This is a genomic window from Paenibacillus sp. FSL L8-0158 (assembly GCF_038592965.1).
GTDB lineage: Bacteria > Bacillota > Bacilli > Paenibacillales > Paenibacillaceae > Paenibacillus > Paenibacillus polymyxa_D.
In genome coordinates, this window is sequence record NZ_CP151949.1 from 4,817,501 (window position 1) to 4,831,581 (window position 14,081).

Annotated in this window: 16 protein-coding genes; 1 reads left to right on the forward strand and 15 read right to left on the reverse strand. The window is 45.2% G+C overall.

The genetic code is table 11. The features are described from left to right. Positions 1–270: 270 nt before the first annotated feature. The 15 genes from NSQ68_RS21385 to NSQ68_RS21455 all read right to left on the reverse strand — a co-directional run bounded on the left by NSQ68_RS21385 (position 271) and on the right by NSQ68_RS21455 (position 13,602). A complete protein-coding gene (locus NSQ68_RS21385; protein WP_342427123.1) occupies positions 271–1,149 on the reverse strand; it encodes a nucleotidyltransferase-like protein in 879 nt (292 codons plus the stop codon). Between the two features lie 112 nt (positions 1,150–1,261). Beyond that, positions 1,262–2,980, reverse strand: coding sequence for a glycosyl hydrolase family 18 protein (locus NSQ68_RS21390; RefSeq protein WP_342427124.1), 1,719 nt, complete (start codon positions 2,978–2,980; stop codon positions 1,262–1,264). Between the two features lie 184 nt (positions 2,981–3,164). After that, positions 3,165–3,596 (reverse strand): Fur family transcriptional regulator, encoded by a 432-nt coding sequence (locus tag NSQ68_RS21395; RefSeq protein ID WP_029517193.1) that lies wholly within the window; start codon positions 3,594–3,596, stop codon positions 3,165–3,167. Between the two features lie 108 nt (positions 3,597–3,704). After that, positions 3,705–5,108, reverse strand: coding sequence for a DUF4097 family beta strand repeat-containing protein (locus NSQ68_RS21400; protein WP_307353672.1), 1,404 nt, complete (start codon positions 5,106–5,108; stop codon positions 3,705–3,707). A 7-nt stretch (positions 5,109–5,115) separates the two neighbouring features. After that, a complete protein-coding gene (locus tag NSQ68_RS21405; protein ID WP_307353671.1) occupies positions 5,116–5,769 on the reverse strand; it encodes a hypothetical protein in 654 nt (217 codons plus the stop codon). 83 nt (positions 5,770–5,852) lie between these two features. Continuing rightward, on the reverse strand, positions 5,853–6,566 hold the full coding sequence (locus NSQ68_RS21410) for an MgtC/SapB family protein (protein WP_029517190.1): 714 nt from the start codon (positions 6,564–6,566) through the stop codon (positions 5,853–5,855). Positions 6,567–6,661: 95 nt separating this feature from the next. After that, complete coding sequence (locus NSQ68_RS21415; protein WP_307353670.1) at positions 6,662–7,123, reverse strand: GNAT family N-acetyltransferase; 462 nt, start codon at positions 7,121–7,123, stop codon at positions 6,662–6,664. 128 nt (positions 7,124–7,251) lie between these two features. Continuing rightward, positions 7,252–8,697 (reverse strand): Asp-tRNA(Asn)/Glu-tRNA(Gln) amidotransferase subunit GatB, encoded by a 1,446-nt coding sequence (gene gatB, locus NSQ68_RS21420; RefSeq protein ID WP_013311908.1) that lies wholly within the window; start codon positions 8,695–8,697, stop codon positions 7,252–7,254. A gap of 26 nt (positions 8,698–8,723) precedes the next feature. Beyond that, the gene (gatA, locus tag NSQ68_RS21425) at positions 8,724–10,181 is read right to left on the reverse strand and encodes an Asp-tRNA(Asn)/Glu-tRNA(Gln) amidotransferase subunit GatA (RefSeq protein WP_023990257.1); all 1,458 of its coding nucleotides are present in this window, start codon (positions 10,179–10,181) and stop codon (positions 8,724–8,726) included. A 27-nt stretch (positions 10,182–10,208) separates the two neighbouring features. After that, entirely contained in the window at positions 10,209–10,496 is a 288-nt protein-coding gene (gatC, locus tag NSQ68_RS21430) for an Asp-tRNA(Asn)/Glu-tRNA(Gln) amidotransferase subunit GatC (RefSeq protein WP_013311910.1), read from the reverse strand. 368 nt (positions 10,497–10,864) lie between these two features. Continuing rightward, positions 10,865–11,251, reverse strand: coding sequence for a hypothetical protein (locus NSQ68_RS21435; protein ID WP_025675434.1), 387 nt, complete (start codon positions 11,249–11,251; stop codon positions 10,865–10,867). Positions 11,252–11,330: 79 nt separating this feature from the next. Further along, positions 11,331–11,540, reverse strand: coding sequence for a hypothetical protein (locus NSQ68_RS21440; protein WP_342427125.1), 210 nt, complete (start codon positions 11,538–11,540; stop codon positions 11,331–11,333). Positions 11,541–11,783: 243 nt separating this feature from the next. Beyond that, positions 11,784–12,413, reverse strand: coding sequence for an MBL fold metallo-hydrolase (locus tag NSQ68_RS21445; protein ID WP_342427126.1), 630 nt, complete (start codon positions 12,411–12,413; stop codon positions 11,784–11,786). A 3-nt stretch (positions 12,414–12,416) separates the two neighbouring features. After that, entirely contained in the window at positions 12,417–12,986 is a 570-nt protein-coding gene (locus NSQ68_RS21450) for a thioredoxin family protein (protein ID WP_013311914.1), read from the reverse strand. Between the two features lies 1 nt (position 12,987). Beyond that, entirely contained in the window at positions 12,988–13,602 is a 615-nt protein-coding gene (locus NSQ68_RS21455) for a DedA family protein (RefSeq protein ID WP_307353667.1), read from the reverse strand. A gap of 145 nt (positions 13,603–13,747) precedes the next feature. Here NSQ68_RS21455 and NSQ68_RS21460 point away from each other — a divergent pair, with 145 nt between their 5' ends. Next, a complete protein-coding gene (locus NSQ68_RS21460; protein ID WP_013311916.1) occupies positions 13,748–14,071 on the forward strand; it encodes a hypothetical protein in 324 nt (107 codons plus the stop codon). The last annotated feature ends 10 nt before the right edge of the window (positions 14,072–14,081 follow it).

Consider the following 14,081-nt stretch of genomic DNA (forward strand, 5'->3'; position numbering starts at 1 on the left):
TGTAACACATAACCTCATTTTTCGTCAAGCTTTTTTTTGAAAACTTATTTTTTTCGCTTGATGCAACACGTTTATCCTGCTTTAAACAGTTCAAAACTATTCATGCTGCTTAATGGGGCGAGTTATAACTTATCACATATTTTATATACTCGTCAACCTAAATTAATAATTTATATTTTTTAACTATTTATAAATACTAGATCATGTACAAAAAAAAGGAAGAAAAGTCGGTTTAACAACCTTTCTTCCTGACAAATCAACCCCTGCACATCAAATAAGGGAGTAACGCAGTTCACGATTTTGCCCGCGATCCCTAAAATCCCCGGCAGCTGTTTCTCTAATAAGTGAACGATATACCAGTTTACGGAGCACGACGATAAGATCCAATTGGAGATTCTTTAGCTCAGGATGGTTAATAAGTTCATTTATAGACCAAGGTTCCCGTCTGCTGCCTAATATACGGAATAGCGGAGATGAGCACTCCTCCATTTTTGACATAACTGAAAATTCACAAGCAAGCAGTACTAGTTCAACCCGTTGTTCTAGGGTTTCCGTACTTAATGTGAGTTCGTTATACAGTTTGTCAATTGTTCGATCCAGAGGCTGTACTTGAACCCATAAGTGAACCTTTGGATAAATCCCCCGTTCAATGAGTTCAATAGATGCCCAATGATCCAATGCTTTCAGAACACTTTGATAAGCGTCAATGATCCGCCCTTCTCGCACCGCCCTTTTACCATGAACGTAATTGACCAGAAAGCGGGAAAACTCATGAAATCGCTTCTGCTCCCGCAGTGGATCGTTAAAATCAACAATTTCCTGTCTTAAAAGACGGACCCTGTCATCCCGTTCCCAGACAATACAGCCTTCTAACACATAATCTATAATGTTGGCTTGTTCACCAGCGATAATCCATTCCTTCAGACAACTGAGCGTTGCGTACAACACTTGGCATCTTAAACCATTCATAAATAAGTGTTGAATAGAATGAACTGGCTTGGTGCCTTCTCCAATAATTAGAATGAGTTCATCAAAGTCATACAACATCGAACCGTGAAAATACTCTCCCGGTTTTCTGTACGAAATAATACCTATCGAATCTTCCTGCAACAATTCATCATATATGAGGTTTAATTTGGTTAGCTGCACTTCTCCCTCCATACCTGCAAGGCGGCTATGACCGCAAATTGGATATTTGGATACATGTGATCATTTCTACATAAATAAGAGACTTCCTTCTTCAATTGTAAATTATTTTATCTTATTCACTTATTTTTTTCAGTGTTATCCAAGCGTTTTTATCTGCAAAGCTTCGACTCCACATACCAATTCCTCCGAGCTTCAGCGATTTGGCAAGTTCTACTCTTGCCTTCAGAGATACCTGATCCTCCAGCCAAATCTTTTTGACCACGCCGTCTTCTGTATACTCGACATAATTCTGGCCTTCGGAAGCTCTAAACTTGGGCTTCAACTTAAATTGGGCTATGATATCGGCTGCTGACTCCATACCAAGTGATTTGGAGGTGACCTTAATCTTCCCTTCTTTGGGAGTCTCGGACCACACGCGAGTATATAACGGAATACCTAAAACCACTTTTTGAGGCGGCACTTCATCTTCCTGAATAATTCGCTTAATTGACGCTTCCGTCCATGGTAACGAGGCGACGGAACCAGCTTTTGGACTAGCCGCCCAATGCTCATCATACGCCATTACCATGAGGTAATCTGTTATAGTACCCAATGACTTTCGATCCAAAAAAACAGACCACATCTCACTTTGAGATTTAGGCGTAACATCAATGGACAGTATCAAATCATGTTCCCGAGCCATCGGTTTAAGTTCACGCAAAAATTGGGTGACATTGGGGCCATCCTTTGTATGAACATTTTCAAAGTCAATATTAATACCGTCCAGATCATTTTCTTGTGCAAGTGAAATCATCTGATCTACAATCGACTTTCGACGTTCAAAGGTAGACAAAGCTTCTGTTGTTAATTCGGGGTTAAAGCTGTTGCTCAACAAGCCCCATACCTCCATCCCCTTGCGATGTGCCCAGCTGACATAGGCAGGATCGGCCTTGCTTTCCACAGTACCCTCATGATCAACGACGCTGAACCATGTAGGACTCACCACATTTACTCCAGGCATAGGATCAAACTTGGAAGGATCGGGCTTGCGATTATAGACAGCTTCCCAAGCGAGATTCACTGGTCTACCCTCCCAATGCTTCTCCGAGATGGACAAATCGTCCTTAACCGAAGGAATCACAAGCTCTTCTCCCTCAGCGATATGGTCTGATTTAATGTATCCCGCATAGCCATTGTCTAACTGCACAAAATACCAATCTCCCTGTTGGGACCATATACGTACTTTCGTCCGCTGAGATACATCTGTCAAAATAAAAGATAGGCTAGAGGCTTCTTTACGTAAGGCGATTCTGGCATCCTGTGGGCCATCCTTCTTTTCTACATTCCCCAGCCTAACCTTCTCTCCAGCTTTCATTAGGATAACGGCACCTGTTACAGGGTCTTCGTGTATAGAAATGCCGTATACTTCACGTACAGCCTCTATTGGAATATACACCTCTCCACTGATCACCTGGGGGGCTGCGCTCAGCGCATATGTTTTGCCATTCAGTTCCCCTTGTGCCTTCGAAACCTTCATATAGAGCAGGCTTTGTCTCGTCGCCATAATGACGGTTTGGCTGTCATCCTCATAGCGAACCGAAGGATCAATTTGACTTTGCACCAATTTAAGCGGCATCAGCATGTTCTTGCCGAAGCTTTGAGCTTCATACCCAGTCAACTTGCCCTGCATAAAAATAGGACGGACACTGCCCTGCCAATCGGGTTTCTCATGAAGGGGATTACCAAACCATACGACAGTAATTGCGCATATAATCGCTGCAAATAATAGCAGGCTTGCTGCTCCTTTGAATCGTGAACGTTTACGGCGACGTCTGGAATGATTTCTGGCCAATATTGAACCTCCATTGTATGAACTTTGAATTCCGTATTTTGTAATCTCAACAGATTACTTGAAACAAAAGTAAAGTGATTTAAACAAAAAAACGCGGTAAATCCCCGCTTATGGGGAATTGCTCACGTTTCCAATCCATTACAATATATACATACCGCACAAAAAAACTCTATTCCTTGTTTCGTTACGTTTGTTTGTTACTACATGTTTTGCATACTCCGTGTAACTCCATACGATGTCCATGCACTTCGAAGCCTGTTTCCAACGCAGCATGACGTTCCACATCAGCCAAATAGGGATAACTGAAATCTTCAATTTTTCCGCATTTTTCGCAAATGATGTGATAGTGCTCCGAAATATTGGCATCATAACGACTGGCGTTATCTCCATAGGTCAACTCATGTACCATACCCGCTTCTATAAACATCTTTAAGTTATTATAAACCGTAGCCACACTCATACTTGGAAACTTGGACTCAAGCGCTCGATATATTTCATCTGCAGTCGGATGCCCCATGGTTTCCATCAAATAGTTTAATATGGCATGACGCTGGGGTGTTATGCGTACACCTGTCTTCTTCAGAAGTTCCAAAGCATGCTGGACGCGTGCTGCCATATATGTCCACCGCCTTATCCCTTACTTACGATCCTATCAATTACCACGCATCTATTTACAACTTACTTCTAAACCTACTCACATTGTACGGTCTACTCAAGTTTCTTGTCAACGCGCCGCATTGTCGCCGGATGTTCCTATAGAGGTATCTGTCTCAGGAGCTCCGGGTTCAGCCGGAGAGATTTCAGATGTATCGGGCGCAGTCGTCCCCCCGGAATCTTCCAAGTCGGGTAACGACGGCATCAGTAACTTTTTGATGGTTAAATTACTGTTGCCCTCTACGTTAATTGCATACTTGCCTGTCCCGTTTTGGCCTGAAATACTCTTACTGTCTATTTTAAATGGAAAATCGGATTGAAGATTACCATAACTGCTTGAACCCTCTAACTCAAAATCTCCATTCGACGGAAGATCCAATACGATATCACCGACAGCACTATATATTTTCCAATCTCCGCCCACCTGCTCACTATGCACTTTGATAGAGCCATTAAGCGAATTGGCATTCAGCTTGGCTGTAGAATTCAGCACATTCATGTCACCATTCTGAGTATCTACGGTGATATCTCCTACCGAACGAGCGAGCTGAATGTCACCTACCATGGTGTGTAGTGTCACAGCTCCCTCAATATCGCCCGCCTGCATGTCGCCACGGTTCGTGCGCACATCCACATCTCCAGAAATCCGATGCAATTTAACCTGACCGTTCAACGTGCCTCCCTTGACATTGCCGATAGCGTCATTAACGGTGAGATTTCCATTACCGCTCTCGAGCCGAATGCTGTCAATAGCATCAACTCCATTCAAGGTAATATTCCCGTTGGAGGTTCTAATCTGCATATTGAACCGCCGGTCCTCCGGCACGGTGATCAGCATGTTCACACGAGGCTGACGTTTGCTTGATGCTCCGTATGACTGTGCCTCCGGACGAATCTGGATAGTCTTGCCGTCGGTAGAAGTCAGTGAAGAAGCTTGAGCAATCTTGTCCGCTTCGGCAGCAGGCGCTTGATCCACCCATAGAGTCCCTCGTACCTCTATATTGGACACAGGTCGCCTGATCAGTGTTACATCACCATTAACCGAATCAACTACTAAATCGGATGTCTGCATTGTTACAGGTACCAGCACACCACCCATATCATACCGATTCTCTTTAGCCTGGCTAAAATCCATAGAGGCTGACGTCAGATTGAGACTGACCCGGTTCCACAAATACATATAATGATTTTGCTGGGTCACGATAAAAACCGAGGCTGCCACTACCAAAGCGGACAGAATCCCCTTTAGGTCAGGTCTGAATCGCCTTCCGTTGTCAGACTTGCCTTCTTTCCGATAGTACACAGCAAAAAAAATTAGATACTCCAGTCCCCAAAGCACGAAGATTACGGGCCACCAAACGAGGAGCTGAAGCATATATTCAGTATTTTGAAACACATCTACAATAAGCAAAATGCCTACAGCCATCAACAGAAGCGAAGAGGTGTAGCGCCCGACTCTTATTTTACGGTGCACGCCAGCTTCACCCTCTTTCTTTCAACTTTTTACGCTTAAAAGTCAGAAAGGCTTCCCTTAGAAAAAGGAATAAACCGATCATCATTAATAAAATAGCCAGCGTAAGGAATCCATAATCCTCAAAGAAATTGCTCAACCAGCGAGGTTTCATGCGAAACAAAATCATAAGCCCACCGCCTGCCACCATCAGCATAGCAAAAGCAAAGCCTCTCTCCCACGCATAAAAAGGACTACTTTGCTGGCCTCTAGCATCCATTCGTACATAACGATCAGGCTTACGTCGATAGCGAACCATATAATCTGCAGACTGTAAGACATCATATACATTATAAAAATATAAAACAGGTATGAACAATCCAAGCAAAATAAGTAATGGAATATTGATCCTTAAACCGTCAGAGGAAACATACAGCATCGCAAAAATATCTAGCAGGAGCAATACAATAAAACTAAGCCCCCTGATAAACAGTCCTAAAAAAAGATGTCCCAGTCCGGGTAACAATGCCGCCATAATAATGGCAATCACTTTGCGAAATTTAGCGTATTTTAGACGCTTCCCCTGTCTGGGGTGTTCCCGCTGTTCCGATGCTTGTAGCTGTCCAGCCTCTCCAGACGGTAACGGTTGTTCCGAGTTCATGCCATCCTCCCCTTTGAATCCCATGCGTGGCTCCGCTGAAAAACACTTCAATGCTTACATAGTACCCCAATCAGATTTAAGAGTAACTGTTAAAAAAAGGTAGCCTATTACTCAACAGAGACTGCAGCTATATCTTCCCATTGTCGTAAATCTGCTGCAATACGTACAGGATTAAAATCATGACGGGCCAGCACCTCTAGGGAAACCTCCATACTCTGCCGATCTGGGTGTAATTCGTGAAATGGGACATTTTCATGTTCCTTAATCATTATTTTACGTATTTCCACTTTTTCTTGCTCTAAATAAGTCGAAATCTGATCCAGCAATCCGTGAGAGGCCAATCCATACAATGTAATAAGATGACGCTTGCGTCCACGCATATAACGAAGTTCAACTTTGTTAAACACCCATAAATTTAAAAATACGAGCACTGTCGCCGCTATAGACGGGAAATAAAAGCCTGCTCCGACCCCAAGGCCAATAGCAGCCACGACCCAAATGGAAGCCGCAGTCGTTAGTCCGGTAATGGATTTACCTGTGAACATAATCGTCCCTGCACCCAAAAAGCCTACGCCAGTGATCACAGCCGTAGCCAAACGAGCGGGATCTATGCGTACATTAGCCTCTTTAATAAAATCGGCAAAGCCGTAAATGGAGAGTAGCATAATCAGCGTCGAACCAAGGCTGACCATAATATGAGTCCTCAAACCAGCTGCGTGATTGGAACGCTCGCGTTCAAACCCAATGAATCCACCGAGAAGCATGGACAGTAAAAGCCGTAAAATGATATGTGAATCGTCTATAATCCACGGATTATTCATTCGATTCTCTCCTCCCGGTTATGTCGTGCTTCCCACTCCGGGTGCGCGGTTTGTGGGCTTATGTGCATTTTTAATGTCAATTTGATATCTCAATGCTATTCCACCTTATGCAGATGGTAGGTAGTTAATTCCACGCCTGGAGCGACCTCGGCTGCAGATACGGGGCGAAAGCCATGTTTTCGATATAATGCCACCGCAGGAGTATTTAGAGTTCCTGTAGAGACGATAAACAACGGGATATTTTGATATTCATTCAAAACATGCTCCATTAAAGAATCTGCAATGCCTTTACGAAAATGATCTGGGTGAACCATCATACGTGTAAGGGTAAGCGAATCGGGAGATTCAGACTGCACAGCCAGTGCTCCTAGCAACTCACCGTCCTCCAGCCACCCATAAAAAGACTCTCCACAGCTTCTCAGCGTATCCAATGTATCCATCAGTGGAGGAATTTCATCAAACCCAATCAGCTCAGCTTCCAGCCTATAGGCAACATGTTGTAGACGCCATATCTGACTGACGATATCATCATCTTCCAATGAACATAGGGTAACCATGCTATTTTCCCTCCTAAGGAAACTCATAAAATGCCATCAGGTTCTAAAGCTGTTCGCGTCAACCATTCTTAGCGTCTATACAAAAGGGGCCTGTCCCTAAAAGACAAGCCCCTGTCAAATCTATGCCATTAGCGGTTCAGCACTTCCGTCAGCAACTTATTAGCAAGGCCAGGGTTTGCCTTCCCCTTGCTCTCCTTCATCACTTGACCGACTAGGAAGCCGATGGCCTTTTGCTTGCCAGCTTTGTAATCCTCGACCGATTGCGGGTTAGCTGCTACAACTTGTTCGACAATTGTAAGAATCGCACCCTCATCACTGATTTGTACAAGCCCTTTTTCTTCAACAATTTGCTGTGGCAGTTTATCACTTTCCAGCATTTCCTTGAAGACCGTTTTAGCGATTTTGCTATTGATCGTTCCCTTCTCCAGCAGTCCGATCATTTCACCCAAGCCCCGACCGGTCAATTTAACCTGAGACAGTTCAACACCGGCACTGTTCAAATAACCGAGTAGATCCCCCATAATCCAGTTGGATACTGCTTTGGCATCCTTGGTGAATTGAAGGCTATCCTCGAACAAATCGGCCAATGGCTTGGAGGACGTAATCACCTGGGCATCATACTCAGGTAATCCATATTCCGAAGTGTAGCGTGCTTTACGCTGGTCAGGCAATTCAGGAATCGAAGCACGGATGCGCTCTTTCCATTCCTCATCTATATGCAGTGTAACAAGATCGGGGTCTGGGAAATACCGATAGTCATGGGCCTGTTCCTTACCACGCATGGATAAAGTTTTACCTTGTGCTTCATCCCAACGACGTGTCTCCTGTACAATCGTTCCACCTTCGTCCAGCGTCTGCTCCTGCCGGAACTGCTCATATTCCAGTCCGCGCTGTACGCCACGGAAGGAGTTCATGTTTTTCAGTTCCGCTTTAGTTCCCAGCTCTTTTTGTCCATGCGGACGAAGACTGATATTCGCGTCGCAGCGAAGTGATCCTTCCTCCATCTTCACATCAGATACGTCACAATACTGCATAATGGCACGTATTTTTTCGAGATAGGCCTTGGCTTCTTCCGGCGAAGATATTTCCGGCTCCGAAACGATCTCGACCAATGGTGTACCGACCCGGTTAAAATCGACCAAAGATGCGTAGCCACCATCAACATGGGTTAATTTCCCTGCGTCCTCTTCCAGATGCAGTCGGGTAATACCGATACGCTTTGTCTCACCATTCACTTCAATATCAATCCAGCCATTTTCGCCAATGGGTTGATCGTATTGTGAGATTTGGTAAGCCTTAGGTGAATCGGGGTAAAAATAGTTCTTGCGGTCAAACTTGCTCACATCAGCAATGGTGCAATTCAGCGCCATTGCTGCTTTCATCGCATAATCAACGGCCTGACGGTTCAATACCGGCAGCACCCCTGGATGTCCGAGACAGACCGGACATGTATGAGAGTTGGGTGGTGCTCCGAAGGATGTCGAGCATCCACAGAATATTTTAGACTTCGTATGCAATTCCACGTGCACTTCAAGTCCGATGACCGTCTCATATTTGGATGTAGTTGTAGACATGAATAGGTTCCCTCCTTTTTGGCAAATTACAACTGCGGACGCTGCTTGTGAAATTCGGTATTTTGTTCAAAAGCATGAGCTACGCGTAGCACGGAAGACTCGTCAAAGGCTTTTCCGATAATTTGTAGTCCGACTGGCATTCCATCCGCAAGACCACACGGAATGCTAATGGCTGGCACACCAGCCAAGCTCACCGGAATCGTCAAAATATCGTTCAAATACATTGTTAATGGATCGTCCACTTGCGAGCCGATTTTGAAAGCAGTTGTCGGTGCAGTAGGTCCGATAATCACATCATATTGTTCAAAAACACGATCAAAATCCTGTTTAATCAGTGTGCGCACTTTTTGAGCTTTCAAATAATAAGCATCATAGTATCCAGAGCTGAGCGCATAGGTACCCAGCATAATCCGACGCTTCACCTCAGGACCAAAACCCTGCGTACGGGACTGATGGTATAGATCAAGCAGGTTGTCTGGATTGTCAGAACGCACACCATATCGCACGCCGTCAAAACGTGCCAGATTGGATGACGCTTCGGATGAAGCCAGCAGGTAATATGTAGCTACCGCATATTCTGTATGAGGGAGAGACACTTCTTCCCAAACAGCACCCAGTCCTTCCAGCGTTTTCAGTGCATCCAGCACCTTCTCCTTGACCTGAGGATCGACACCCTCACCAAGATACTCTTTAGGCACAGCGATACGAAGTCCCTTTACATCCCCCGTTAAAGCGTTCAAATAATCAGGAATGTCTACCTTTGCAGAAGTGGAGTCCTTCTGGTCATAACCTGCAATGGCTTGTAGCACATAGGCCGAATCCTGAACATTTTTAGTAATGGGTCCAATTTGGTCTAAAGAGGAGGCAAAAGCCACCAGTCCAAAACGAGATACTAGACCATAGGTTGGTTTCAGGCCAACTACTCCGCAGTAAGAAGCGGGCTGGCGAATGGAACCCCCTGTATCCGACCCGAGCGTGAAATAAGCCTCACCCGCTGCGACAGCCGCAGCCGAGCCGCCACTGGAACCACCGGGAACACGTTCTAAATCCCAAGGGTTACGTGCAGGGAAAAAGCTGGAGTTCTCGTTAGAGCCGCCCATGGCGAATTCGTCCATGTTCATTTTACCGAGTGTCACGGTTTGCGCTGCGCGTAACTTGCTAACAACTGTGGCATCGTAAACGGGATCAAAATTTTTCAAAAACTGACTGCCACATGTTGTACGCAGCCCTTCTGTCACGATATTATCCTTAATGCCAACTGGCAGGCCAAACAACAACCCTCTTTCCTCCCCGGAAATCAGTTGATCATCCAGCTGACGTGCGGATGCACGGGCCTGTTCCTCGTCAACGGTAATATAAGCTCTGATCTTGTCTTCCCGCGCACCAATCGTCTCCAGAGCGTGTCCTACCAGATCACTCACGGAAATTTCCTTTTGATGCAGCTTGTTATGTATCTCGGGCAATGTGTTATTGAACAAGCTCAATTTGCATCCTCCTTTCAAATATGAGATCTATTCCAGAACAGCAGGAACCTTAAACTGTCCGTCTTCTTCTTCAGGTGCATTGCGCATCACTTGCTCATGTGTCAAACTTTCGCGAACTTCGTCGTCTCGCATGACATTGCTGACGTGCAGCACATGAGTGGTCGGTTTTACCTGCTCCGTATCCAGCTCATTCAGCTTCTCCGCATAATGGAGAATGGCGTTTAATTGTCCTGTCATCGTTTCTTCCTCAGCCGCGGTCAGATTCAACCTGGACAGCTTGGCTACGTGACGGACATCTTCCGTGGAAATGTTCATACAAAACCCTCCTCATGTATATGAGGATTTTGCAAAAATCCAATAAGCAGCTTCCAATGAACAAGATATAGATCGAAAATGGTCTAGTTCGTCTATATAATGCACTTCGAAGCGACTGAAATCGAATTTTACAAAATCCTGATATTAAAAAATGCTGCACCGAACTTTGAAATAACGTTTTTAATTATAGGATAGAACCCTTTACAATTCAATCTTTGACGCGGTACAGAAGCAAACTGCACTTCGATGAGGTAAATGTTGCTAAAAGAATATAAAAAAAGCACCTTTCGGTGCTCTTTCGTGAAAACTATAGGAGCTGAGATTGTGCCCTTTATATATTCTTAAAAAGAATCGACCGTAGCCGATTTCTATATCCAAGCACGCAAATTGACTTGTCTGATAAAATCAGCCTGTGACAACAACTCCGCCGCGGTTTCTTCTTCCTCAGTCTCTACCGAATCAATACCACCGTTCATCACATGCATGAACAGTTGCTCATTATGGGTAGCAAGGGCATAATCTATCAGCGCTTCACGCTCAATCCGCTCGGCTTCCAGCTTGAGAATACTCTCTTCCAGCTCGATGTCTCCGGATGGTACAAAGAAATTGCGGTTCACCTTCGGTACGCGAATGACATAGTCAAAAGCATTGTCCGCATTACGGTCGTAAGCAATGATATAACCATGTTCGCCCACAGGAAGATTCTGCTCAAAAGCATCCGCGACGATCATAATTCTAGCTCCTAAATGATGCATCGTTAGCCCCCCGTTTGTCTGAACTTATCTGCTAAGTCTACTAAAAAAAAAGTAGCTTGTCTATATCATCTATGTATCTTCATAATCGACCATCTCCACGTCCCAACCTGTGTTCATCCAGGCTCACATGCCAGTTTTGTGAAGGGATTCCACCCCGTCGTCTCACCTTTTTCCAAGTTATGATCTTCGGCTCGGAACCTGCCACAGAATCTTCCATATCTATTATATTGGGAACCCGGAAACTACCTCCAATCTCACGTTGTACCCCATATATATGTTTTCTTTTCATTCTTGCTCCCCCTTGTGATCTGACGGCCTCATGCCTCTTTATCCTCTTAATGGGCAAAAAAAAGAACGCAAACCGGGATTCATCCACAGCTTGCGTGCTTCGCGAGTTTAGTATGTAACTTCAATAAGTTTATGTTAACAAAAATAAAAACCTTTGTCTATACATAATTTATAATTTGTTGTCGAAATGGGGCAAAACCTGTCACACCTTTGATTTTGCCCCTACTGAAAACATTCATCACATTTACCGGATATACGGATTGTTAGCTTTCTCATAACCGATGGACGTTTTGGGACCGTGACCGGAATAGACTGTAACGTCATCTCCGAGTGGAAACAATTTGTTCTGAATAGAATCGTATAGATCCCGTTCGCGGCCACCCGTCAGATCCGTGCGTCCAACGCCCTGACGAAATAGCACATCCCCGGAAAAAAGATCTTTGCCGCATAAAAAGCTGACACTTCCGGGTGAATGGCCCGGGGTATGGAAAACCTGGAACGTGTGCCCGATCAGGTTCAATTGTTGACCTTCTGCCAAATCATATTCGGCTGGTTCCGTCGAGATCGGAGGGGATGCCTCTGGCCACATCAAGGAGCCATTCAGCTTAGGAGATGTAAGCCAGTCTTGCTCCAAGGCGTGCAGATAAACCGGGCAGCCTTTGGCATTGCGAATCTCCTCTACTCCTCCGATATGGTCGAAATGGGCATGCGTCAGCAGGATAGCTTCAATGGTCAGTGGCTCAATGGCTCTCAGCAAAGGACCCGGATTCATCCCTGGATCAATAATAACAGCGCGCTTCGGATCATCTCCTTGAAGCAAATAAGCATTCGTCTGGAGCGGGCCGAGATTAAAGCTGCGAATAGATAATGTCATAAGTTAAAATCCCGAGATCAGCTCGCGCAATTCCTGAACAATCACAGGATGGACCTCGGTTCCCTCCCCATATTTTTCAGCCATTTCTTTACGAGCAACTGCGATTTTTTCTTGATAATCATCGGCTTCCCGATCTGGATTTTCACGTTTGAATCCGATCATAATTTGTTGGACATGTGCAGGGCGTGGCCCCCAGTGGCCAAGTACATGACCTCCTGTATCCGCAAAAATCACAATCGGCACAGCACGTCCGCCCATGGTCAGAAAGTCATCCATCAGCGCCTGATGGTTTTCCAAGATTAATACTTCGGTCGGAATCCCGCTATTCTCCAGCGCACGGAACACAACTGGCACGTTGCGCACTACATCCCCACACCAGTCGGCAGCCAAAATAAGTACGCGCAGATCATCCCGATGGTTCAGGCTTTCAAAATACTCTCGATCCTCTTCGCGATTCCACACAAACTGATCGTACCCAGAGCGGAAGGCTTCTTTGTTCTTTTCCATGCCCTCCATAAACTGTTCAGGGCTTAGGCCCTTTCCGAAGTATTGCGATACATTAGTACGGCTCATGTTATACACTTCCTTTTTTGTTTTTGGACATAATCCATTTGATAACAAAATAAATGATCAAAAGCGCAAGGGCAACCAGCAAAATCGGTTTGATGTAAGGTGCTGCCACTTCGTCAATTTGCTCCCACTTGTCCCCTAGCAGCATACCTAAATATATAAACAAAACAGACCAAGGTATAATCGCTAGCGTTGTCAAAATAATAAAGCGCCATACGTTCATTCGAGCCAACCCGGCAGGGATTGAGATCGCGTGACGGACAACAGGGATAAAGCGAGCTGTGAAAATGACCCCTGTGCCGTATTTGTTAAACCAGGCTTCAGCGTGGTCGACATGACTTTTTTTAATAAGTATGTATTTCCCGTATTTATCCAATACAGGTCTGCCGCCATAGCGCCCAATCCAGTAAATGAACAACTGGGCCAGCACTCCACCAATCGTTCCAAAAACGACTGCGCCAAAAAAATTAATATGACCCGAGTGCACTAAAAAACCGCCATAAGCGAGGACTATTTCACTTGGAATGACCTCCACCATCAAGCCTAGCATAATACCAAAATACCCAAGACTACGAATGATCTCAAACAAATAATTAATGATACTAGATATTTGGTCCATCTCTCTTCCCACTCCCTGCCTGTTTCTCTATTTTCATTTAGTGTATCACAGCGGCAGAACAAGTCGCCACTTCGTCCAAATAGGGAGGTCAGTGACCCCGGATCCTCTCTTCGCATAACTTGTGAGAGAGAGGAGGGGGTACAATATGCCTCCCGGCAAATTCCCCAAACATGACAATTCACAATCCCGTTTACCCACGGCTCGTGGTATCCGCCGCGCATGTACCAAAGAGTTATATCGAACCTGCAAACGTCTGCCTGTTCACATTGCTCCTGATCTGGTCAAGCAGGGCGAGGAGCTATACTGCCGCAAGGTCGTCGGACACCTTATCTGGATTGCGGAAAACCATAGTAATCGCAAACTACTGTGCGACTGGTGGGATGAAGATGTCAGCGAGGAACTCGCGGCATTGTGGAAGGTGGATCGCGATGTCTTGTGCACTGCTTTTAGAAGTGCCTATGGCGGATAGATGTTTGCGT